17 protein-coding genes and 1 pseudogene are annotated in these 21,113 nt (G+C 67.2%); 10 read left to right on the plus strand and 8 right to left on the minus strand.

The window, feature by feature from the left end:
- Nucleotides 1-39: 39 nt before the first annotated feature.
- Nucleotides 40-1,191, minus strand: a complete 1,152-nt coding sequence (locus H9651_RS08790; protein WP_191718899.1) for a mandelate racemase/muconate lactonizing enzyme family protein — start codon at nt 1,189-1,191, stop codon at nt 40-42.
- A gap of 85 nt (nt 1,192-1,276) precedes the next feature.
- On the opposite strand from H9651_RS08790, the gene H9651_RS08795 reads away from it, so the two are divergent.
- The 5 genes from H9651_RS08795 to H9651_RS14745 all read left to right on the plus strand — a co-directional run bounded on the left by H9651_RS08795 (nt 1,277) and on the right by H9651_RS14745 (nt 7,399).
- Entirely contained in the window at nt 1,277-2,032 is a 756-nt protein-coding gene (locus H9651_RS08795; RefSeq protein WP_191718900.1) for a FadR/GntR family transcriptional regulator, read from the plus strand.
- A 178-nt stretch (nt 2,033-2,210) separates the two neighbouring features.
- Complete coding sequence (locus tag H9651_RS08800) at nt 2,211-3,479, plus strand: ABC transporter substrate-binding protein (RefSeq protein WP_191718901.1); 1,269 nt, start codon at nt 2,211-2,213, stop codon at nt 3,477-3,479.
- Between the two features lies 1 nt (nt 3,480).
- The gene (locus H9651_RS08805) at nt 3,481-4,428 is read left to right on the plus strand and encodes a carbohydrate ABC transporter permease (RefSeq protein ID WP_318244820.1); all 948 of its coding nucleotides are present in this window, start codon (nt 3,481-3,483) and stop codon (nt 4,426-4,428) included.
- A complete protein-coding gene (locus H9651_RS08810; protein ID WP_191718902.1) occupies nt 4,428-5,255 on the plus strand; it encodes a carbohydrate ABC transporter permease in 828 nt (275 codons plus the stop codon). Before H9651_RS08805 ends, H9651_RS08810 begins: the two co-directional genes overlap by 1 nt.
- 953 nt (nt 5,256-6,208) lie before the next feature.
- Nucleotides 6,209-7,399, plus strand: coding sequence for a right-handed parallel beta-helix repeat-containing protein (locus tag H9651_RS14745; protein WP_225216589.1), 1,191 nt, complete (start codon nt 6,209-6,211; stop codon nt 7,397-7,399).
- A gap of 88 nt (nt 7,400-7,487) precedes the next feature.
- Here the strand turns inward: H9651_RS14745 and H9651_RS08815 are convergent, their stop codons facing one another.
- Nucleotides 7,488-8,414, minus strand: coding sequence for a LysR family transcriptional regulator (locus H9651_RS08815; protein ID WP_191718903.1), 927 nt, complete (start codon nt 8,412-8,414; stop codon nt 7,488-7,490).
- Nucleotides 8,415-8,560: 146 nt separating this feature from the next.
- On the opposite strand from H9651_RS08815, the gene H9651_RS08820 reads away from it, so the two are divergent.
- From H9651_RS08820 to H9651_RS14750, 5 genes are all read left to right on the plus strand, one after another.
- Complete coding sequence (locus H9651_RS08820; protein ID WP_318244821.1) at nt 8,561-9,709, plus strand: tyramine oxidase subunit B; 1,149 nt, start codon at nt 8,561-8,563, stop codon at nt 9,707-9,709.
- A gap of 4 nt (nt 9,710-9,713) precedes the next feature.
- Nucleotides 9,714-10,913, plus strand: coding sequence for an FAD-dependent oxidoreductase (locus tag H9651_RS08825; protein WP_191718904.1), 1,200 nt, complete (start codon nt 9,714-9,716; stop codon nt 10,911-10,913).
- Entirely contained in the window at nt 10,910-12,142 is a 1,233-nt protein-coding gene (locus tag H9651_RS08830) for an allantoate amidohydrolase (RefSeq protein ID WP_191718905.1), read from the plus strand. Before H9651_RS08825 ends, H9651_RS08830 begins: the two co-directional genes overlap by 4 nt.
- Before the next feature lie 40 nt (nt 12,143-12,182).
- Complete coding sequence (locus tag H9651_RS08835; protein ID WP_191718906.1) at nt 12,183-13,427, plus strand: ammonium transporter; 1,245 nt, start codon at nt 12,183-12,185, stop codon at nt 13,425-13,427.
- 74 nt (nt 13,428-13,501) lie between these two features.
- On the plus strand, nt 13,502-14,020 hold the full coding sequence (locus tag H9651_RS14750) for a HutD family protein (protein ID WP_225216520.1): 519 nt from the start codon (nt 13,502-13,504) through the stop codon (nt 14,018-14,020).
- Between the two features lie 203 nt (nt 14,021-14,223).
- Here H9651_RS14750 and H9651_RS14755 read toward each other — a convergent pair.
- The 6 genes and pseudogenes from H9651_RS14755 to H9651_RS08865 all read right to left on the minus strand — a co-directional run.
- Nucleotides 14,224-14,505, minus strand: a pseudogene (locus H9651_RS14755) (DoxX family protein); the annotation flags it as partial.
- A 186-nt stretch (nt 14,506-14,691) separates the two neighbouring features.
- The gene (locus H9651_RS08845; protein ID WP_191718908.1) at nt 14,692-15,543 is read right to left on the minus strand and encodes an alpha/beta fold hydrolase; all 852 of its coding nucleotides are present in this window, start codon (nt 15,541-15,543) and stop codon (nt 14,692-14,694) included.
- Nucleotides 15,540-16,535 carry an NADP-dependent oxidoreductase gene (locus H9651_RS08850; RefSeq protein WP_191718909.1) on the minus strand — a complete coding sequence of 332 codons (996 nt, stop codon included), beginning with the start codon at nt 16,533-16,535 and terminating at the stop codon, nt 15,540-15,542. Before H9651_RS08850 ends, H9651_RS08845 begins: the two co-directional genes overlap by 4 nt.
- Nucleotides 16,536-16,654: 119 nt before the next feature.
- Nucleotides 16,655-17,896: a family 1 glycosylhydrolase gene (locus H9651_RS08855; RefSeq protein WP_191718910.1), complete on the minus strand. Its 1,242-nt coding sequence runs from the start codon at nt 17,894-17,896 to the stop codon at nt 16,655-16,657.
- Nucleotides 17,893-20,355: a glycoside hydrolase family 2 TIM barrel-domain containing protein gene (locus H9651_RS08860; protein ID WP_318244822.1), complete on the minus strand. Its 2,463-nt coding sequence runs from the start codon at nt 20,353-20,355 to the stop codon at nt 17,893-17,895. Before H9651_RS08860 ends, H9651_RS08855 begins: the two co-directional genes overlap by 4 nt.
- Nucleotides 20,356-20,466: 111 nt before the next feature.
- Nucleotides 20,467-21,093: a TetR/AcrR family transcriptional regulator gene (locus H9651_RS08865; protein ID WP_191718912.1), complete on the minus strand. Its 627-nt coding sequence runs from the start codon at nt 21,091-21,093 to the stop codon at nt 20,467-20,469.
- Nucleotides 21,094-21,113: the final 20 nt, after the last annotated feature.

Below are 21,113 nucleotides of genomic sequence, written 5' to 3' on the forward strand. Positions count from 1 at the left end.
GAGTGTCTCCTTCTCAGCGTTCGACTTCAGCGCTCGACTTCAGCGCTCAACACCGTCGAGAACGATGCGCAGCCCGGCGCGCAACGGCCGCATGTGCGGCCCGACGGGGTCTCGCCAACCGTCGCCGGTCCGCGCAGCATGAATGGCTTTCTCGTCAACGGTGATGCCGGCGCCGGGCGCGTCCGAGAGGATGATGCCCCCATCTGCGAACTCATGGTCGACGTTCACCCCGGGGGCGAAGGAGAGCTCTTGCACCTCGGTGGTCAAATGGTTGGGGATGGCGGCCATCACATGGGCCGCGGCCGGGTTCGCGTTGTAGCCCACCAAACTGAACGGCAGGTCGCGCGCTGCGGATGCGAGGGCGAGGCGGTGAGCGTGAGATACGCCCCAGATCGCGCCGGATTGCACGATGTCGGGGGCACCTGCGTCAAAGAGGCTGCGGAACTGCTCGACGCCGGTGAGATTCTCCCCGGTGGCCACTGCCGCACGGATCGCGCTGCTCAGGCGGGCATGCCCTGCCGCATCCCAACGGCGCAGAGGTTCTTCCACCCAGATGAGATCGAATCGGCGCTCGAGCTCACGCACATAGCGAACGGCCTGCTTCAGGTTCCAGGATTCGTTCGAGTCCAGCATCAGACCTGGGCGCGACGTGTTCTCCGCGAACACGTCGTGAATGATCTGCAGACGGCGAAGGTCGGCGTCGATGTCGAGGCCGCCCTTGAGTTTGCCGGCGACGAATCCCCGCTGCGCGAATGACGCGTAGAACGCTGCGAGCTGGTCATCGGGCAAAGCGATGTCGAGACCCGACGCGTAGCCGGGGACGAATCGATCTCGGCCACCGAGCAGCCGCCACAGCGGTTCGCCGGCGATCTTGGCTTTCAAGTCCCACAGTGCGGCATCGAAGGTGGCCAGGCCGCCGTAGGTCGCCCCGCCGTGCCCAGACTTGAACACCTGTGCCAGCATGCGATCGAACAGAGACGAGACCGCACGCGGGTCTTCCCCTTCGATTGCAGGGAAAAGGCGATCGAGGTCGGCGTGTGAGCCGATGCCGACGCCCTCGACTCCCTCGTCCGTCTCGATGACGACCACCGGCACCGTGGTGATGGCGTCGACGATGTGCCCGTTGGCGTCGCCGATCGCGCGCTGCCACTCGTGATGGGCCGCAAGGGTGCGGTATCCCGTGATCTTCATGTCAACCTCGATATGTTCACGTCCAATTGAACATACATCATATGATTCCGCGTCGTCATGGCAACCCCCCGGTAGACTGCGGCGCATGACGCTCGACTCGACGCCCCCGACCCGCGTTCTCGGGGAGGGTGCACGTACGCCCGCAAAACGACTCGGCGTGGTCGTCGTCCATGACCTCGTCGCGGCGATCGTGACAGGGGAGGTCGCCCCGGGTGACCTCCTGCCCACCGAGTCCGAGCTGTCGAACCTGTTCGGCGTGAGCCGCACCGTCATCCGCGAATCGATCAAGCGGATCGAGGAGAAGGGGATGGTGCGGGTCGTCCAGGGGCGTGGCACCGAAGTCACCGCGCAGAGGTCGTGGAACATCCTCGACCACGTCGTGCTCTCGACATTGATCGAGAACGACGCAACGCTCGGCGTCCTCGACGAAGTCGCGGTGCTGCGCGCCGAGCTCGAGTCGGTGATGGCGCGTGACGCCGCAGAGCGACGTACCGAAAGTGCCGTCGAGGACCTCCACGCAGCAATGGCGCGGATGCACGCGGCGATGGAGGATCCCACGCGCTTCGGCGACGAGGACATCGCCTTTCATGAGGTCGTCATGAAGATGTCGGGTCACATCATCGCGCGCGGTATCGCACAGCGCCTGGTGGATGAGGCACGCGAGAACTCTGCCCGGTTCCGGATCGCCACCCCCGAAGCACACCGCCTCACCGTCGAGGAGCATCAGCAGATCCTGGACGCAATCGTCGCCGGGGACGAACATGCCGCCGCCACGGCAATGCGCACGCACATTGCGGCCTCGTGGGAGCGCCGCCGCACCGCGCGCTCCGACGAGGTCTGACCGCGCGCGCCGCACCGATTCCGATCGCGGCGGGGGCTGCCGGGTGGCAGTGATGCCCCCGCGATTGCCGTACGACATGATACGTAGTACATTTCCTGAAACCCACAATGAACGCAGCGCCGCGCCACCCGACTGAGGCGGGCTGAGTGTTCAAAGCTCACCGATGAAAGGGATCGCAATGAAGCGGACAATAGGCGTAGCCGCCCTGGGACTGGGGGCCACACTCGTACTCGCCGGGTGCGGCGGCGCCGCCAGCCCGACGCCGAGCGAAGGTGACGGCGGAGGAGAGACCGGGACGCTGACCATCTGGAACTGGGGTAACTCTGACGACGCTGCCACGCAGTATCAGGAAGATGTGATCGCCGCCTTCAACGAGTTGCACCCCGGCGTAGAAGTCGAAATCGTCGCACAGCCCTTCGACCAGTACTACACACTTCTCGGCACGGCGATCGAAGCGGGCACCGGACCCGATCTGGCGCTGTTCAACGGCGGCACACAGCTCAAGTCGCGCGCCGACATGCTCGTCCCTGTGACCGATGAACTCGCCGATCTGCGGGATCAGCTCGCCGGATGGCCGGCCTTCGAGAGCGCGGGTGAGACGTATTCGGCACCGATGTTCCTGCAGGGCTTCCCGATCTATTACAACAAGGCGATCTTCGCCGAGGCGGGCCTCGACGCCGACAGCCCGCCGACCACGTGGGACGAACTCGCTGAGGTGTGCAACGCCGTCGCATCAGGCACGGACTCTTCGTGCTTTGCGCTCGGCAACAAGGAGGGCCTCGGAATCGAGTTCTTCATGTCGGGGCTGGCCTCGGGCCTGTTCACTCCCGAAGAGTACGACGCGTGGATCGACGGCACTCGCGACTGGGAGAGCGAGCATTCGCGCCAAATGCTGGAGCTGTGGGCGCAGACCGCCAGCGACGGCTGGTACAACGACGGCGCGAACTCAACCGCGATGTTCAACGACTCGTTCGACCTGTTCTCAGCTGGAGAAGCCGCTATGGTGATCGGCCTGACCAGTGGCATCGCACACTGGAAGCAGTTCGATGAGTTCCTCGGTGACGACCTTGGCTTCATGATGCCCGTCACCATCAACGACGGCACCGAGCTGGCGCTCCCCGTTGAGGGCGGCATCGGCTACGGGATCTTGAACGAAGACAAGGTCGACCTGGGCGTCGACTGGATCCGCGCGACTGTCGACCGCGATGCGCTCTCGGCGTACTCGATCGCCGGAGGCCAGATCACCTCGAACACCACGATCGAGCTCGACACCGACATCCAGTCCGCGCAGGACATCGTGACGGAGCTGCCGGGTTCGAAGCCCCTGCTGCACACGGCACTGTCGGCCGAGACGCTCGACCTGCTCCACCGGCTGGGTCAGCAGCTGCTGATCGGCGAGGTCACCGTCGACGACGCGGCTGGCCAGCTGGCGGCCAGCGAGGGCTGACGTGACGACGTACACCACCGAGACCCGGAGCCTGGTCCTGAAGGACCAGGCTCCGGGTCGGCCGGGCCGCGTTCCACACCGCAGACGACCCTGGAACGCGGAACGCATCACCCCTTTCCTGATGGTGGCGCCGGCTATTCTGCTGCTTGCCGTCTTTCGCCTCTATCCGCTGGCGCTCGGCGTCAACTTCTCCTTCACCGGTGACCGCGAGCTCAACGGCGTCTTCATCGGCTTCGACAACTACATCACGCTGCTCGGCGACGAGCGCTTCCAGGCCGCGGCACGCAATGTGCTGGTCGTGCTGCTCTTCGTGCCGATCCAGGTGTTCGTCGCCGGTTTTCTCGCGACCTTCATCTTCCTGAAGGTTCCCGGCCACCGGTTCTATCGGAGCGTCTACTTTCTTCCTGTCGTGTTGTCGCCCATCATCATCGGCGCGATCTTCAACATCGTCTTGGGCGCCAACGGCCCGCTCAACGGCTTCGCCGGCGCGATCGGATTGCCCACGGTCGACTGGCTCGGGCAGACTCTGACGGCGCTGCCCAGCGTGCTCGGCGTGCATGTATGGGCGACCTTCGGCATGGCGATGGTGATCTTCCTCGCGGGCTTGTCGACGCTTGATGCCCAGCTGCTCGACGCCGCGAAGATCGACGGTGCCAATCTGCGCCAGCAGATCGTCCACGTCATCATTCCCAGCCTTTCGCAGACGATCACGTTCGTCTTCGTGACCACGACCATCGGCATGCTGACCGGACTCTTCGGTCTGCTCTACACCATGACCGCTGGCGGCCCGGGGGCCGCGTCCTACCTGCCGGAATTCCTCATCTGGAAGCTCAACGGCGAGGCTCGCCCCGCGCTCGCATCCGCGGCGTCCGTCTTCCTACTGCTGATCGTGCTTGTCGTCGGGCTCATCCAGATGCGCGTGCTGCGCCGCGCGACCAAGGAGGTCTGATGCGCAAGGAGAAACTCGGCCGGTGGATCTTCGCGATCCCGATGATGGCCCTGGCCATCGCCACGATCTACCCGATGCTGTATGCGGTCAACATCTCACTGAAGTCGCGACGCGAGTACGTGCTCGACCGTCTCGGGCCGACGACCGAGATCATGCTGTCGAACTACGTGGATGCGTGGGTCCAGGCCGACATGGGCCGGTACTACATCAACTCGATCATCGCGACGGTCATCTCGGTGGGCATCATCCTGGCCCTGGCTTCGATGGCCGGGTACGCGCTGAGCCACCTCACCTTCCGCGGCAGCCGTGTGGTTTTCCTGGTGATCCTCGCCACCATGATGGTGCCGTTCCAAGTGATCATGGTTCCGCTGATCAAGGTCTTGGGCGACATGGGACTGATGGACAGCTTTCCCGGCCTGATCGTCGCCTACGTATCGCAGTTCCTGCCGTTCACCGTCTTCTTCATGACCGCGTTCTACTCCGGGATTCCGAAGGAGATCACCGAAGCGGCGCGCATCGACGGCAACGGCTTGTGGGGCGTATGGGGACGCATCATGCTGCCCCTGGGGCGGCCCGCGCTGCTGTCGATGGGCATTCTGAATGCCCTGTTTTGCTGGAACGACATCCTCATCGCCCTGCTGATCATGCAGTCGCCCAGCAACCGCACCGTGATGGTTGGGGTGAGCGCACTTCGCGGCCAGTACCCCGACAACATTCCTACGTACCTCGCTGGGATCATCCTCGTGGTCCTGCCCCTGGTGATCGTGTACATCATCTTCCAGCGGCAGATCACCACGGGTGTCACCGCCGGCGCGACGAAGGGCTAGGGATGTCGACGGACCGTATCGAGGTATACGTGAGTCCTGAGGGGTCACCCTTCGCAGACGGCTCACGCGGCTACCCGGCGCGCGATCTGCACACGGCAATGGCCCTGGTGCGGCAGCGACGAGAGCCAGGGCAGCGGGCCGTCGTCTGGATGACGGGGGGTGACTACCAGCTGCACGAGACGCTCGTGCTCGATGCGGGAGACTCGTTCACCACGTTCGCAGCGCGAGATTCCGTTGATCAGCCGGTGATCAGGGCATCGACGCGAATCGGGGCCTGGCGACCGGTATCCATCGGAGGCCTCACGGTCTTCGCTGCCCGTGCGCCACGCCGGCGCGGCCGATGCCTGTATGTGAATGGCGTGCGTGCCCCCCGGCCGCGGTTCCCGCGAGAGGGTTTCTTACGGATCGCCGAACAGGAGGGGCTCGATCCGACGGCGAGCTTCGTCGGAACGCTTTTCGACGGCTCAGATCGATTCCGGTACGCCGAGGGGGATATCCCCGCTCTTTCCTCGCCGACCTCGGTCGAGGTGGTCGTCCCGCACTACTGGGTGCAGGAGCGCATGCCCATCGCTGAGATCGATGCAGAGCGGCGTGAAGTGGTCTCGTCCCTGCGCAGCATCTTCGCCCTGCGCGATGACGCAGCCGAGGACTTCGCGCGCTACTACCTGGACAACGTGATCGAGGAATTCGGTTCCGTCCCCGGCGAGTGGTATCTCGATGCCGATGGTCTGGTGAGCGGATCTGGTGATCCCGAGATCCTTTACGCGCCTCGACCCGGTGAACACATTGACGCGCTCGACGTGCGGATGCCGGTGCTCGACGTGTTCGTGCATGTCGCCGGCACCGCCGGTGCGCCGGTGCGCGAAGTGCGGTTTGAAGGAGTGCACTTCTGTGAGGCGGACTTCGATGAAGTGCCCGCCGCGGTGCCACCGTTCGGCGTGCGCGAGGACCCCATGCTTCCTGCCGATGGTCGATTCGCTGCCGATGTGCAGGCCGCCAGCACCGTGCCGGCTGCGCTGCAGTTCGAGTTCGCGCGCGGGTGTGCGGTGATCGATGGGGCTGTCGAACGCGTCGGCGGGTATGGAATCAGTCTCGGTCCGGGCAGCCGCGGCAACATCGTGAGCGGCACGCGCTTTCGAGATCTCGGCGCCGGCGCGGTGCGCTCGGGGGGGTCTGTTGACGCGTCCTCCTCTGCGTTCAACTCCGCGAACGAGGTCAGCGACTGTGACATCGCGGCGGGGGGCCGGGTCTACCCGAACTGCGTCGCCGTGCTGTTCCAGCACGGGGCTCACAATGTCATCGCGCACAACCGGATCCGTGACTTCTTCTACACGGGCATCTCGGTCGGATGGATGTGGGACTACCTGGACTCGCCGTCACAGGGAAACCGCATCGAGTCCAATCACATCCACGACCTGGGTCAGGGCCTCCTCAACGACATGGGCGGCGTCTACCTGCTGGGCATCGCGCCCGGAACTGTGGTGCGCGGCAACCACATCCACGATGTGACGTGCCGCAACTACGGCGGGTGGGGGATCTATCTCGACGAGGGGTCGTCTTTCGTCGTGATCGAGGGCAACGTCGTCCACGACGTCTCGAGCCACACCTACCACCACCACTACGGCCGCGAAGTCACGATCCGCAACAACGTATGGGCGTACGGCGGTGATGGTCAGATCTCCATCACTCGACCCGAAGAGCACGTGTCGTTCACCTTCGAGCGCAACATCGTCGTCGGCGCCCGTTCGCCCGGGTTCATGGGAACCGAAGGTGCGAGAGACGTCGTGAACTACAACATCATCAGCGACCTCAACCTGTTCTGGGACGATGACCCGGTGGCCGGCGCCGTGCGCGCTGCGAATGGTGTCAAGAGCTCGGTGGCCGATGGGTCGGTCGGGTTCGCTCTCACCCAGCCGCGCGACGACGCGTGGGCCGCGCGACATGACCGACACTCCGTCACCGCGGACCCGATGTTCGTCGATGCGCCAGCGCGTGACTTCCGTGTCGCCGGGGACTCACCGGCACATGCGCTCGGAATCACACCGCCCGACGTCCGTGACGCCGGGCCGCGCCCGATCGCCGAGCGCCGGCATCCGCTCGCTCTCCGGACGTTGCCCGATCCGTTCCCTCGCCCCCGGGGGTGAGCCTCGTCTCCGGGGCACGTCGACCGTCGGGTGCGGAAGTGATCGGTTGGCCCCGTTCGGCAGCGGCTGTCCGCCAACCCGCGATTCTCTAGGCTGACGCCTCCAGGGACCGCGCGCGGATCGCAGCAGCTGCTTCGTGGAGGCAGGTGATGAACGTCGCCGTGACCGCCGCGTTGCGTGGCCGGCGCGGACGGATCGCCAAGAGTCGGGTGGTGGGGGAGCCCGCGAGCGGTACGACTGCGATCGATGGGGGCACGAGCTGGCGCACCGATTCCGGCAGGACGCTCGCGCCGGCGCCCGCGGCGACGAAGGCGAGCGCCGTTTCCTGGTGCACGACCACCTCCACGATCCGCGGGGCGTCGTCGAGGTCGGCGAAGATCGTCGCCACTCGATCGACGTACCCGGGCATGAGCGAGCGCGGGTAGGCGATCAGCGGTATCCCGATCAACTGGGCCGGGGTGATCTCGGCCACGCGAGCGAGGGGGTGGCTGACCGGAAGGCAGGCCACCAGCCGCTCTTCGAAGACCACCTCCGCCACGAGCGACCCTCCCGCCGTCTCCGCCGGGACCTCATCCCGGACGATGCCGACGTCCAAGTCGCCCTGGAGCACACGCGAGATCTGCTCACCGGACGTGAGCGGAGCGAGATTCAGCTCCACGCTCGCGCGCCGAGAGCGGAAGAGCCGGACCACGTCGGGGAGGACGGTGTAGTTCGCCGAGCTCACGAAACCGGCTGCCAGCTCACCGCTCAGACCGTCGGCGTAGTCGCGCATCTCCGTGCGTACCGACTCGAGGTCGGCCAGCAGCACCCGGGCCCGCTGCTGCAGGTGGCGTCCCGCCGCGGTGAGAGTGACTTGCCGGGTGCTGCGCTCGAGCAGCTTCACGCCGATCTCGCGCTCGAGATGTCCGATCTGCACACTCAGCGGCGGCTGTGACATGTGCAGCCGCTCGGCAGCGCGGCCGAAGTGCAGTTCGTCCGCTACGGCGACGAAGTAGCGCAGCTGACGAATGTCCATGTCGGCACGATACGGGCCCCGTATTACCGCGGGATTTCGCCGACATTGCGAGCGATGCGATATCAATCCACGACGAAACGGATACTTGACCGCGCCGAGGGCCAGCGCATTTCCTGGGGTTCACCCGAATCCATCTGGAGGCCCCTGTGACCGCTGCACCCCCCACCCGCATCGACATGCTGTACCTGAGCGAGCCCGAGGTCATCGCCGCAGGCATGAAGGATATGGGCCGCTGCATGGAGGTCATGGAGGAGGTGCTGGTCCTCGTCGCGAAGGGCGACTATCGCATGGCCGGCAGCTCGGCCAACTCGCACGGCGCGCAGATCAGCTTTCCCGCGTCGTCCCCGTTTCCGGGCATGCCGCTGGATGCCGCCGACCGCCGCTTCATGGCGATGCCCGCCTACCTCGGTGGGCGCTTCGACACGGCGGGCGTCAAATGGTACGGCTCGAACATCGACAATCGCGAGCAGGGCCTGCCCCGTTCGATCCACCTCATCGTCCTGAACGACAAGCAGACCGGCGCGCCGTTCGCGATCATGTCCGGCAACCTCGAGAGCGCCTACCGCACCGCCGCGGTGCCGGGCGCGGCGGCGAAGAAGCTTGCGCCGGTGAACGCGAAGTCGCTCGGCATCATCGGCCCCGGCGCCATGAACAAGAGCGCGCTGCACGCGATGACCACCGCACGCCCGAGCCTGGACACCATCCGGATCAACGGCCGGCGCCGATCCACGTCTGAGGCGTTCGCCGACTACGTGCGCGCACACTACCCGCAGTTCACCACGATCGAGATCGCCGAGACCGTCGAGGCAGCCGTCCGAGACTCCGACATCGTCTCTGAAGCGGTCACCGGCCTCGTCGGTTCGGAGAACTACCCCTACATCGACGGCGACTGGATCAAGCCGGGCGCGTTCCTGAGCCTCCCCGCCAACCTGCGGATGGACAAGGAATACACCCTCTCGGGCAAGGCGCGCCTCATCGCCGACGCCAAGAAGATCTACGAAGCCTGGGCCGAGGAGTACCCCGCTCCCTCGCACGAGACCGCATTCGGCATGATCGGGCTGTACTGGCAGGACCTCATCGATGCGGGCGAACTGGACGAATCGCGGGTCGTGAACATCGGTGACGTCTTCGACGGTTCCGCGGCCGGGCGCGAGTTCGACGAGCAGCCGGTGCTCTTCAGTGTGGGTGGCATGGGCGTGGAGGACGTCGCGTGGGCCAAGACGGTCTACGAGAACGCGGTGGAGCTCGGCATCGGCACGACGCTGAACCTCTGGCATGCGCCGGACCTCGTCTGATCGCATGAGCATCGCAACACAGGAGCGCGCCCACGAGAGCGCGACGTACGCGATCATCGGAGCCGGACTCAGCGGTGCTGCCGCGGCCTGGCGTCTGGCGCAATCCGGCGCCGAGGTCATCGTGCTCGAGCGGGATGTCCCGGCATCCCACCTCGGCAGTTCGCACGGATCCGCACGGATCTTCCGGTACGCGTACCTCGACCCCTTCTACGTCGACCTCGTCGTGCAGGCGCGGCGAGGGTGGGACGAACTGGAAGCCGCGAGCGCGCAGCGACTCATCATCCCGAGCGGGTCGCTCGATGCCGGCGTGATCCGCGATCCGCGCGCTTTGGCGGCAGCCCTCGAGGCCGTCGGCGTCGAGCATGAGCTGCTCAGCCGCGACGACGCCGAATCTCGCTGGTCGCAGCTGCGATTCGACAGCGAGGTGCTCTGGCATCCCGGCGCGGGTGTCATCGACGCCGAGTCGTCGGTCCTCGCCATGCTCGATCTCGCACGTGCCGCCGGCGCTGAGGTGCGTAGCGGCTGGGAGGCGGTCTCCGTGCGCCGGGCATCCTCCGGCTACGTTGTCACGTCACGCTCGGGCGCGACCGTGCACGCCGAGCAGATCATCGTCGCCGCCGGCGGGTGGTTGCCCACGCTGCTCGCCGACATCGCCCTGCCCACGGGCTTCGCCGCCGCACTCCCCGAATTCGAGGTGCGGCAAGAGAACGCATTCCACTTTCCCTACCGCGACCAGGGGGATTGCGGCCCGACCGCGCAGGGCGCCGCCACTTCATGGCCGACCTTCATCTACAAGGGGGAGGAGATCCAGATGTACTCGCTCCCGGGCGGGCGAGATGCCGACTTCCGCGGTCAGAAGATCGCGGAGTACAACGGCGGCAAGCCGATCCCGTCGGCAGCCGATCAGGACGGCCGGATCGATGCCGGTAACCGGGCGCGGGTCGTCGGCTTCGTCGAGCAGTTCGCGCCCGGCATGTCGCCCGAGCCCTACGCCGAGACGACCTGTCTGTTCACGAACGTGCCCGGTGACGACATGATCATCGACCGCGCCGAAGGCGTCACGATCCTCTCGCCCTGCTCGGGCCAGGGCGCCAAGTTCGCGCCCCTGCTCGGCGAGCTCGTGTACGACCTCGTCGCCGGGTCGCAGCGCGCCGGGCAGCGCTTCCAGGCGGTCGGCCAGCGTTTCGCGAGGGCCCACGCATGACCGCCGACGGCAACGCGCTGCTCGCAGAGATCGCCGGGATCGGCGTGGATCCGTTCACCGGCGGATACCTCCGGCCGGTGTTCTCGCCCGCCGAGCTCGAGCTGCGGGCGTGGTTCGTCTCGTGCGCCGAGGAGCGAGGACTGGATGTCGAAACAGACGGCAACGGCATCGTCTGGGCTTGGTGGGACCTACCGGCGGATGCCGCAGCAGCCCGCGACCGGTCAGGGGCGATCCTCACTGGCTCGCACCTGGACTCCGTCCCCGGCGGCGGGAACTTCGACGGCCCCCTGGGCGTGGTCAGTGCGCTCGCCGCGATCGATGTGCTGCGATCGCGCGGCGTGCGACCCCGCCGCCCGCTCGCCATCGCTGTCTTCCCCGAGGAGGAGGGGTCGCGGTTCGGTCTCGCCTGCCTCGGCTCGAGGCTCCTCTCCGGCGCCGCCGATCCCGTCGCCGTGCGGGGTCTGTCGGATGCCACGGGTCGCACCTACGCGGAGGTGTCCGCCGAGGCGGGCCTGGATCCCGCGCTCATCGGCCCGGACCTCGAGCGCCTGGCACGCATCGCCGCCTTCATCGAGCTGCACGTCGAGCAGGGCCGTGGCCTGGTCGATCTCGACCGTCCGGTCGCGCTCGCCGGGGGCATCATCGCCCACGGGCGCTGGCGAATCCGCATCGACGGGCGCGGTGATCACGCCGGGGCGACGCGCATGGCGGACCGTCAGGACCCGGTCGTCGTGGCGGCCGAGGCGGTTCGGAGCCTCCGCGCGCACACCCTCGTGGTCGACGACGCGCGCGGGACCATCGGCCGCATCGAGGTCGTGCCGGGCGGCACCAACGTCATCGCGTCGTCGGCCGAGATCTGGATGGATGTCCGCCACCGGTCGGAGGACGCGGTGCGTCGCATCGTCGACGAAGTGACGGCCGCGACACAGCGCGCGGCGGATGCCGAGGGGTGCACGATCACGGTGACCGAGCAGTCGTTCTCGCCCACGGTGGAATTCGACGGAGCCCTGCGCGCGCAGCTGCAGTCGATCCTGCCGGAGGCGCCCGTGCTCGACACGGGCGCCGGACACGACGCGGGCATCCTCGCGGCATCGGTGCCGACCGCGATGCTGTTCGTCCGCAATCCGACCGGGGCCTCCCATACCCCCGCAGAGACAGCCGAGCCCGAGGACGTCGACGCCGGCGTCACGGCGCTCGCTGACGTGCTGGGGCATCTGCTCACGCACTGACGCTCCACCCCTTCCCGAGCTTCACCCGAAAGGACTTCTGATGGATAGTGGCAATCTCACGTGGGCGATCGTCGCCTCCGCGCTCGTCGTCTTCATGGCGCCGGGGATCGCGTTCTTCTACGGCGGCATGGTGCGGGCGAAGTCCGTCGTGAGCATGATGATGCTCAGCTTCGGCGCGATGGGATTGGTCGGTGTGCTGTGGGTCATCTACGGCTTCAACATGGCCACGCTCACCGACACCGACGCCGGCGGCTTCCCCGGCTTCCAGTTCGCCGGTAACCCGTTCACCGAGAACTTCGCGCTCGCGGGCTATGACACCGCCACCCTGATCGGCGCGACTTACGGAGCCACCTTCGCGGTCGCCACGACAGCACTGATCTCGGGGGCGATCGCCGACCGGGCGCGGTTCGGGTCGTGGATGATCTTCGCGGGCATCTGGGCGACCATCGTCTACTTCCCCGTCGCAGGATGGGTGTGGGGCTCGGGCGGGTGGATCTATGACCTCGGGGAGATCTTCGGGTTCTCGGCGAGCACGATCGACTACGCCGGAGGCACCGCGGTCCATATCAACTCCGCCGCGGCCGCCCTCGCCCTTGCCCTCGTCCTCGGACGCCGGGTCGGATTCGCGAAGGGCGTGCACCGCCCGCACAACGTGCCATTGGTCCTTCTGGGAGTCGCGATCCTCTGGTTCGGCTGGTTCGGGTTCAACGCCGGCGCCGAAGGCACGTTGGGTCTGCTCGGCCCCGAGAACGACACCGTCGGCAGGATCATCGTGAACACCTTCGTCGCGGGCGCCGCAGCGATCCTCGGGTGGGTGGTCGTCGAGAAGATCAAGGACGGCAAAGCCACTTCGGTCGGTGCCGGGTCAGGCGCGATCGCCGGCCTCGTCGCCATCACTCCCGCATGCGCTACGCTCGACCCGATCTGGGCGATCGTGCTGGGTGTCATCGCGGGCGCGGCGTGCTGCCTGGCGATCGAGCTCAAGTACAAGCTGGGATTCGACGACTCCCTCGACGTCGTCGGACTGCATGGCATCGGCGGATTCCTCGGATGCTGGTACCTGGGCTTCTTCGCGCAGGGCACCGGTCTGTTCATGGGCGGCAACTACGAGCAGCTCGTGCTGCAGGTCGTCGCATCGGTCGCCGTCGCCCTGTATTCCTTCGTGGTGACGTACGGCGTCGGCCTCGGCATCGAGAAGACGATCGGCTTCCGCGTGAAGAACGAAGACGAGGTCGCCGGCCTCGACACTGCTGTGCACGGTGAGGAAGCGTACGCGCTCATCTGAGCTCGGCTCCGCATGCAGGGGGTGGACCGGAACGCACCTGGTCCGCCCCCTTGCGCCACATGAGAGGAGGTTCCATGCGAGACGTGGTCCTGCCCGCAGCTGTCACCGCCGAACCGTGGAGCAACGGGAAGGGCACCACGCGCGAGCTGTGGAGCACCGCCCACTGGCGGATCAGTCTCGCCGAGATCATCGGCGCCCCTGCGTTCTCCACGTTCCCCGGCACCGACCGGCTCTTCGTCGCGCTGACCGACCCCGGCGTCACACTTCACCTGGGCGGGAGAGCGCACCACGTCGCCGCGCGGACCCCGGTGACCTTCGGCGGCGACGATGTCGTGACCGCCGACACGCACGGGCAGCGCATCGAGGCGCTGAACGTGATGGTCGACCAGGCGCACACGACGGTGTCTTACGACATCCAGCGCGGAGCGGTCACTGCCGGCATCAGGCCGGACGTCGCCGTGATCCTGGGCGGGTCGACGCGACTGGGTCGCCACGCGCTTCCCCCGGGAACGCTGGTGTCCGCGCAGGTGCTGAGGCGACTCTCCGTCGCCGCCGACGGCGTGATCCTGCGGCTGTCCTTCGTCGTAGCGTGATGCCCGCTCAGGCCGCTGTCACGCGTCTTCGCACAGGTCGTGCGGATCCGTGTCGCCTTCGGCTGAAGCGAAGAGCGCCGCCAGCTGGGGGACCGCGTACATGTCGTATCGGACGGCGCCCATCGGCACCGCATTCGACACGGCCGCCCGCGCCGCCTCCATTTTCCTAGGAAGCAGACGATGAGCGTTGCGAGACAGAGCGCCAGCATGCCTGCGGCATTGACGAAGAGGTTCCGGCCCAGATCGCGCGCTCGAATATGCAGGGCGATGGCGACGAGGAAGTAGAGGATCAGGCAGGACACCGTGACGAGCCCGAGCGCGGGTATCCAGATGCCGAGGATCAACCCGAGAGCGGCGGCGAACTTGATAGGCGACATGATCCACCAGTAGCGCTTCGGAAATCCGACATCGTCGAAGCATTCAGCGATGAAGCGGGCTGGTCGGAGATCCGTCTGGAGCCGCGCATCCGAAGACAGCGAACGCACGCGGCTGTCCGCCTTGCTGCCCTACCTGCTGGTACTCGGGGCAGGGGCACTCGTCCCACCTGTCGGCGCCGACGATCTGCGTGACGTATACGAGATCTTGCTTCCGCTCGTGCCCGATCAATAGCGGGAGATGACGTGAGCGCGCCCCACCGCCCTGCCGGAACCCCGAGGCGGTGCGCGTGCGGTTCAGGCGCGGTCGGCGCTGAGGAATTCCGCAGCGACGGGGGCGAAGTCCTCCCCGTACTGGAAGATGGCGCCGTGCCCGGAGTCGGGGTAGATGATCAGCCGGGACCCGGCGATGCGGCGATGCAGGTCTTCGGACAGCATGCTCGGCACCATGCGGTCGTGGTCGCCGTTGGCGATGAGCGTGGGCACCGTGATCACCGAGAGATCAGACGGCGCAGAGCGGCCGTACTTCTGGATCGCCTTGAGCTGCGTGCGGAACGCCCGGGTGCTGAGGGGCTTGTCGCGGTCCGTGGTGCGTTCCTTGAGGCGCTCGACGAACGCCTTGCCGGCTTTCTTGCCCGCCGCGTCGCGAGGGAAGAACAGGAACCCCTTGGCGTCGGAGCGGGCGAGCGCCGACCGCAGGATGTCCCAATAGGTGACGCCGACGACCTTGTCGATGCCCTCTCCGCCGCGCGGTCCGGTGCCGGTGAGCACGAGGCGGCGCACGAGGTCGGGGTGCTTCACGACGAGGTCCTGCGCGATCATGCCACCCATCGAGAACGCGAAGACGTCGATCTTCGGGTATCCGAGACCCGTCACGATGAAGGTGTGGGCGTCGTCGGCTGCTTGGTCGAGCGTGTCGGGGAACCTGCCGCTGGAGGCGCCGACGCCGAGCTGATCGAAGGTGATCACGCGACGGGTCGCCGCGATCGCGTCGATGATGCGCGGGTCCCAATTGTCGAGGGTCGCGGCGAGGTGCGTGAAGAAGACGACCGGGACCTCTTCCTCCGGGCCGAGCTCACGGTACGCGAAGGTGTCGCCGCCGACCGTGAGCGTCTTCGTGGGTGCTTCGGCGTACGAGGTGATGGTCATGCGCCGAGGAGCACGGACTTGCCGCGGATGCCGCCGGCGTGCAGCGACTCGAGGGCTCGCGGTGCCTGGTCGAACGGGTAGGTGGCCCCGACGATCGGACGGATGGCGCCGGCATCCACGAGTTCGGCGATGGTGCGCAGCTGCTCGCCGTTCGCACTCATGAACAAGAACTCGAAGTCGACGCCGAGCTTCTTCGCCTGCGCCCGGACCTTGCGGCTGAGCGCACCCATCACCAGCTGCAGCACCGGGCTCAGGCCGAGCTGCCGGGCGAAAGCGGGCGTGGGCGGCCCGGCGAGGCCGATGGCCTTGCCTCCCGGGCGGAGTACGGTCAGGGACTTCGTCAGGTTGTCGCCGCCGAGGCTGTCGAGCACGAAGTCGTATCCCGACAGTTCGGTCGCGAAGTCCTGCGTCTTGTAGTCGATGACGACATCGGCGCCGAGCTCGCGCACGAAGTCGGCGTTCTTCGCCGACGCGGTCGTCGCGACGTGTGCGCCGAGATGCTTGGCGAGCTGGATCGCGATGGAGCCGACGCCGCCGGCGCCCCCGTGGATGAGCACCTTCTGCCCGGCGGTGACCGCACCCTTCTCCACGAGCGCCTGCCACGCGGTCAGGGCGACCAGCGGAAGAGATGCTGCCTCGACGACGTCGACCGACCTCGGCGCGAGCGCGACGTCGGCCTGGTCGACGGCGATGCGCTCGGCGAACGTGCCGATGCGGTGGTCGCGCGGACGCGCATAGACCACGTCGCCGGGCGTGATCGAGCGCACGTGTGCGCCGACGCTCACGACCACGCCCGCCACGTCGTGGCCGAGGATCAGCGGAAAGCGGTAGGGGAGGAAGGCCTTGAACTCGCCCGCTCGGATCCTCTCGTCGAGGCCGTTCAGCCCCGCCGCGCCGACGGCGATCAGCACGTCGTCCGCGCCCACGGTGGGCTCGGGGACGTCGGCCTCGTGAAGGGGCTTCTTGTAGGCATCGATGATGAATGCGCGCATGTGGCGACTCTCCCTGGGTGCGGTCCTGATTGGACGAGCATAGTCAATACTGAGCGCAGTCAGTTAAAATGTCAAGGGTGGCGCAGGGCGCGCACCGATGCTCCGTTACGCCGCGAACGTCACGTCGCCGAGCGTCGGGCGGCTTCGGCGCCCAGCCAGGCCAGGCTCGGCTTCGGCGTGCGCACGAACGTCTCGCGGTCCACCGCGATGAGGCCGAAGGTCGGCCCCCAGTGGCCCCACTCGAAGTTGTCCAACGCAGACCAATGCAGATACCCGCGTACGTCGATGCCATCGCCTTTCGCGGCGAAGAGGTGCTCGATCGCTCCCCCCGTGTAGGCGATGCGGCGCGCGTCATCGTCGGTGGCGATGCCGTTCTCGGTGACCAGGACGGGGACTCCGTGGGTGACCTCCCACGTGTGGCGCACGGCGATGCCGAGCGCATCCGGACGATAGGCGGTGCCGACCATCGTGTCGTCGTCGGCCGGGACGTGCGCGACGATGCCGTGCTCGTCGACGTCCTGAGTCGAGTAGGACTGCACGCCGACGAAGTCATCACCGCGCGCGGCCTCGAGGTACAAGTCCTCCCGCACCCAGGAGAGGCGGCGCAGCTCGGGGTTGTCTTCGGGGCCGACGTTGATCAGCGCTTGGGAAGCCACGCTCCATCCGATGCGGGCGCTCGTCGTGGCGCGAAGGATCGCACGGGCCGCATGGTGGATCGCGACCAGGCGTGCGCCGATCTCCGGGTCCGGGTCGGGCAGGACGAAGCTGGAGTGGTCGAGGCTCGATGCATCCGGCGCGTCCGCGGCGTCTGCGCCACCTTCCACGGTCGGGCTCTGCCACGATCCGGCTCCGGGCTCGGCCTGCTGGGCAGCCTGCGTGAGGCTGATCATCATCGCGAGCATGTTGGGCTCGTTCATCGTGACGATCCACTCGACGTCGTGGAGGATCGGTTGGACGGTCTGCACGTAGCGTTCGAACCGGTGCAGGGCGCGCTCGTCCATCCACCCTCCGTCGTCGGCGAACCATCTCGGCACGCTGAAGTGATGGAGGGTGACAACCGGCGTCAGCCCGAGTTCGATCGCCGCCTCGATCATGCGGCGGTAGTGCGCCAGCTCGGCGCGGGAGATGTGACCCTCTTCCGGCTCGATGCGCGCCCACTCGATCCCGAATCGGTAGGCATTGAGCCCGGCATCGACCAACAACTGCATGTCTTCCCGGTATCGGTGGTAGCTGTCCACGGCGTCGCCGCTGCGCTCCATGCCCGGGATGAGCTGTTCGTTGCGCCACCAGTCGCTGGCGACGTTGTTGCCTTCGGTCTGATGAGGCGCCGTGGCGGCACCCCACAGGAACTGGTCGGTCACGGGGTCTCCTGTTCGGGGGCGGTGATGTCGGGGGCCACGGTCAGCTGAACGACCCCGGCAGGCAGTGACGCGTCCGTCGTGGACGCGGTGATCGAGAGGGTGCCGGCATCCGAGGCTCGGACGATCGCCAAGGCGCGTCCGTCGAACGTCGTCTGGGTCTCCTGTGCGTAGGAGTCCGTGGGGTTGGGGCGCGCGCTGCCGAACCCGAGCATCGTGCCCGGCCCGGTGATCTCGAGACGGATGCCGCGGTCGTCGCCGGTCACGATGCGTCCCGCAGCGTCGGCCAGGCTGATCTCGACGAAGACGAGGTCGCCGGCCGAGACTCGTTCCCGGTCCACCCGGCAGCGCACGGCGAGATCGTCGCGGTCTGCCGTCTGCACGCTCCAGCGCGCGTACTCCTGACCATCGCGCAGGGCGATGGCGGTGAGCTCGCCCGGCGCGTACGTCGCGTCGAACACCGACGTGTACCCGTTGGCGGGGCCGCTCGGCCGCCGCCCGAGGCTCTCGCCGTTGCGCAGCAACTCGACTTCGTCGGCCGCGGAATACACCTCCACCGTGACCGGCGCACCGGGCCGGACCGGCCACGTCCACGACGAGACGCTGTCCGACCACGCCCACGGCGGCGCGGTGAACGTCTCGCCGTGATGTTCGGGGCGGCGAACGGCGATGTAGGGCTCGGCGCGCAGGCCGAAGACGATCTCACGGAAGTACGAGGCGGGGCGGCGGTGTCCGGTGATGTCGATGTCGCCGCACCAGGCCGAAAGCCACGGGTAGGGCGCGGACGTGCCGCCGCCGTCGATCGCGTAGTCGGTGCGCCCGATCCCGGACTCGCCGAGGTAGTCCCATCCGGTCCATGTGAAGTCGCCGATGAGGTGGGGGTGCTCCGTGACGAGGGGCCAGTTCTGCGCGATCGAGCCGGGGTACGTCTCGGTGCCGATGATGACCCGGTCCGGGTGCGTTCCGAGGTCGCTCAGGTACCGACTTTCGCCGTAGTTGAGGCCTGCGGCATCCAGCACCGAGAGCGATTCCTCGATGCGAGCCGACACGAGAGGGTCGATCGCCTTCATGCCCTCGCCCATATCGCTCATCATGTCGTTCACGCCGCCGGCGGGCTCCGCCGCCGCGGGAGCGCCGAACCCGAGTTGCGACAGCTCGCGCAGCGTGGAGGCCAGCCCGTTGATGTCGTTCGTGACGAATCGGGTGGGATCGAGCGTGCGCACCTTCTCTGCGATCCGGCGGCCGAGGCGCGAGCCGGCGGGGGTGCCCGTCTCGGGGATCTCATTGCCGATGCTGTAGAAGATCACCGACGGGTGGTTGAAGTCGCGGGCGACCATCGACTCGATGTCACGCTCCCACCACTCGCCGAACGCGAGCGAGTAGTCGAAGGGTGTCTTGGCCTCCGTCCACACGTCGAACGCCTCGTCCATCACCAGCATCCCGAGTCGGTCGCACGCCTCCAGCAGGGGAGTGCTGAGGGGATGGTGGGAACTGCGGATCGCGTTGAAGCCCGCCTCCTTGAGGATCCGGACGCGTCGTTCCTCGGCCTGGGCGAACGAACGGGACCCGAGGATGCCGTTGTCGTGATGGATGCACGCGCCGCGCAGGTCGACGGGCTGGCCGTTGATGCGCAATCCGCGCCGCGCGTCGAGGGTGAGGGTGCGGATGCCGAACGTCGTCGTCTCCTCGTCGACGACCTGCCCGGACGCGTCGGAGAGCGTCGTGCGCGCACGGTGCAGGTGAGGAGCATCCACGCTCCACCGCTCGGGATGCTCGACGGCGATCCGCTGACGCACGACAGCCGAGTCGCCCGGGAACAGCGTGACCGGGCTGACTGCGACGCCGACTTCCGCGCCGTCGGGGCCGTCGATGTGCGTGCGCACGTTCGCGGTCACGGTGTGCTGACCCGCGTTGGTGACCATCGTCGCGACGGCGACCACAGCGTGGTCGTCTTCGATGGTGGGCGTGGTGATGTGAACGCCGTCGACGGGGACGTGCAGCCTGTTCTTCACATGCAGGGCCGCGCCGCGATGGATCCCGATCCCGGTGTACCAGCGGGAGTCCTGATGTGCTCGAGCTTCCACTCGGATGCGGTTGTCTGCGCCGTACACGAGGAAAGGATCGAGGGTCACAAGGAATCGCGCGTATCCGTTGGGGCGCTGCGCGGCGGGGGCGTCGTTGACGAAGACCATCGCATCGCGGTAGACCCCGTCGAACTCGACGATCAGCGTCCGGTCCCGGTGCTCCTGGGGCACGTGGATGGTCTTGTGGTACTCCACCGCCCCACCCGGGTAGTAGCCGGAGTGGGAGCCGGCGTCGGCGTCGGTGGATCGCGCCTGGTCGCGCAGCCAGTCGTGCGGCAGGTCAACGGGCTGCAGCGGAGCTGCCGCCCCCGAGACCGCGTCCCACAGTCCTCGCTTGGGGCCGGCAGTCCATCCCTGGACGAAGCTGCTGTCGATCACGCGATCCTCCTCGATCCGCGCCATCAAAATACGTTCACGGCGCGACTTTCACGAAACGGTACCAGAAAATCGCGCCGCAGTGGCACTTTGAGGGCGGGGTCCTCGGTCGGCTCAGCGAGTGGCCTTCACGTCCGCATCGTCGGGGAGGGCTGCCGGAGCGAACGTGAGGATGACGCGCCGGACGATGGCCTCCAGGTCGACGGACTCGCGGTCATACAGCCACTGCAGCTGCAGCCCGTCCAGGAGCGCGATCACCGTCGCCGCCATCTGGGCGGCCGTGAGTGGTCCGTCGCCATCGGACGGGCCTAGTGCGACCTCGAAGGCGCTGGTCAAGTACGCGCGGAAGTCGCGGTAGCGCTGTACATAGTGATCGTGAGCCGGGTGCTCGGGAGACACTGCCTCGGCCGCGAGGGTGCTGTGCAGTTCGATCAGGCCGGGTCGGGTGTAGTTGTCCTCGATGATGCGGATGATCGCCGAGATCGCATCGGTTCCCGCGCTCGCCGCCAGGATCCCACTCTCTGCTTCTCGGAGTTCGAGCACGCCGAGAAGCAGTGCCTCTTTGCTCCCGAAATGGTGGACGAGTCCGCGTTGGCTGATGCCGGCGCGCTCGGCGATCTCCTTCATCGTGGTCGCGCGATAGCCCGACTCTGCGAACACCGCCAAGGCTGCTTCCAGGATCTGCTGTCGGACGCGGGGGGTCTTCGCATACGGACCTCGCGGGCCCTTCGGTGCGGACATCGTTGTTCTCCTACCGTCCA

The sequence above is a fragment of the Microbacterium pullorum genome (assembly GCF_014836535.1).
GTDB classification, from domain to species: domain Bacteria; phylum Actinomycetota; class Actinomycetes; order Actinomycetales; family Microbacteriaceae; genus Microbacterium; species Microbacterium pullorum.

Bases quoted from the DNA above. Each gene is read 5' to 3' on its own strand.
- H9651_RS08830 (WP_191718905.1), top strand. From the start codon at position 10,910: ATGACCGCCGACGGCAACGCGCTGCTCGCAGAGATCGCCGGGATCGGC.
- H9651_RS08825 (WP_191718904.1), top strand. From the start codon at position 9,714: ATGAGCATCGCAACACAGGAGCGCGCCCACGAGAGCGCGACGTACGCG.
- H9651_RS08800 (WP_191718901.1), top strand. From the start codon at position 2,211: ATGAAGCGGACAATAGGCGTAGCCGCCCTGGGACTGGGGGCCACACTC.
- H9651_RS14745 (WP_225216589.1), top strand. From the start codon at position 6,209: ATGCTTCCTGCCGATGGTCGATTCGCTGCCGATGTGCAGGCCGCCAGC.
- H9651_RS14750 (WP_225216520.1), top strand. From the start codon at position 13,502: ATGCGAGACGTGGTCCTGCCCGCAGCTGTCACCGCCGAACCGTGGAGC.
- H9651_RS08835 (WP_191718906.1), top strand. From the start codon at position 12,183: ATGGATAGTGGCAATCTCACGTGGGCGATCGTCGCCTCCGCGCTCGTC.
- H9651_RS08845 (WP_191718908.1), bottom strand. From the start codon at position 15,543: ATGACCATCACCTCGTACGCCGAAGCACCCACGAAGACGCTCACGGTC.
- H9651_RS08865 (WP_191718912.1), bottom strand. From the start codon at position 21,093: ATGTCCGCACCGAAGGGCCCGCGAGGTCCGTATGCGAAGACCCCCCGC.
- H9651_RS08850 (WP_191718909.1), bottom strand. From the start codon at position 16,535: ATGCGCGCATTCATCATCGATGCCTACAAGAAGCCCCTTCACGAGGCC.
- H9651_RS08815 (WP_191718903.1), bottom strand. From the start codon at position 8,414: ATGGACATTCGTCAGCTGCGCTACTTCGTCGCCGTAGCGGACGAACTG.
- H9651_RS08790 (WP_191718899.1), bottom strand. From the start codon at position 1,191: ATGAAGATCACGGGATACCGCACCCTTGCGGCCCATCACGAGTGGCAG.
- H9651_RS08795 (WP_191718900.1), top strand. From the start codon at position 1,277: ATGACGCTCGACTCGACGCCCCCGACCCGCGTTCTCGGGGAGGGTGCA.
- H9651_RS08810 (WP_191718902.1), top strand. From the start codon at position 4,428: ATGCGCAAGGAGAAACTCGGCCGGTGGATCTTCGCGATCCCGATGATG.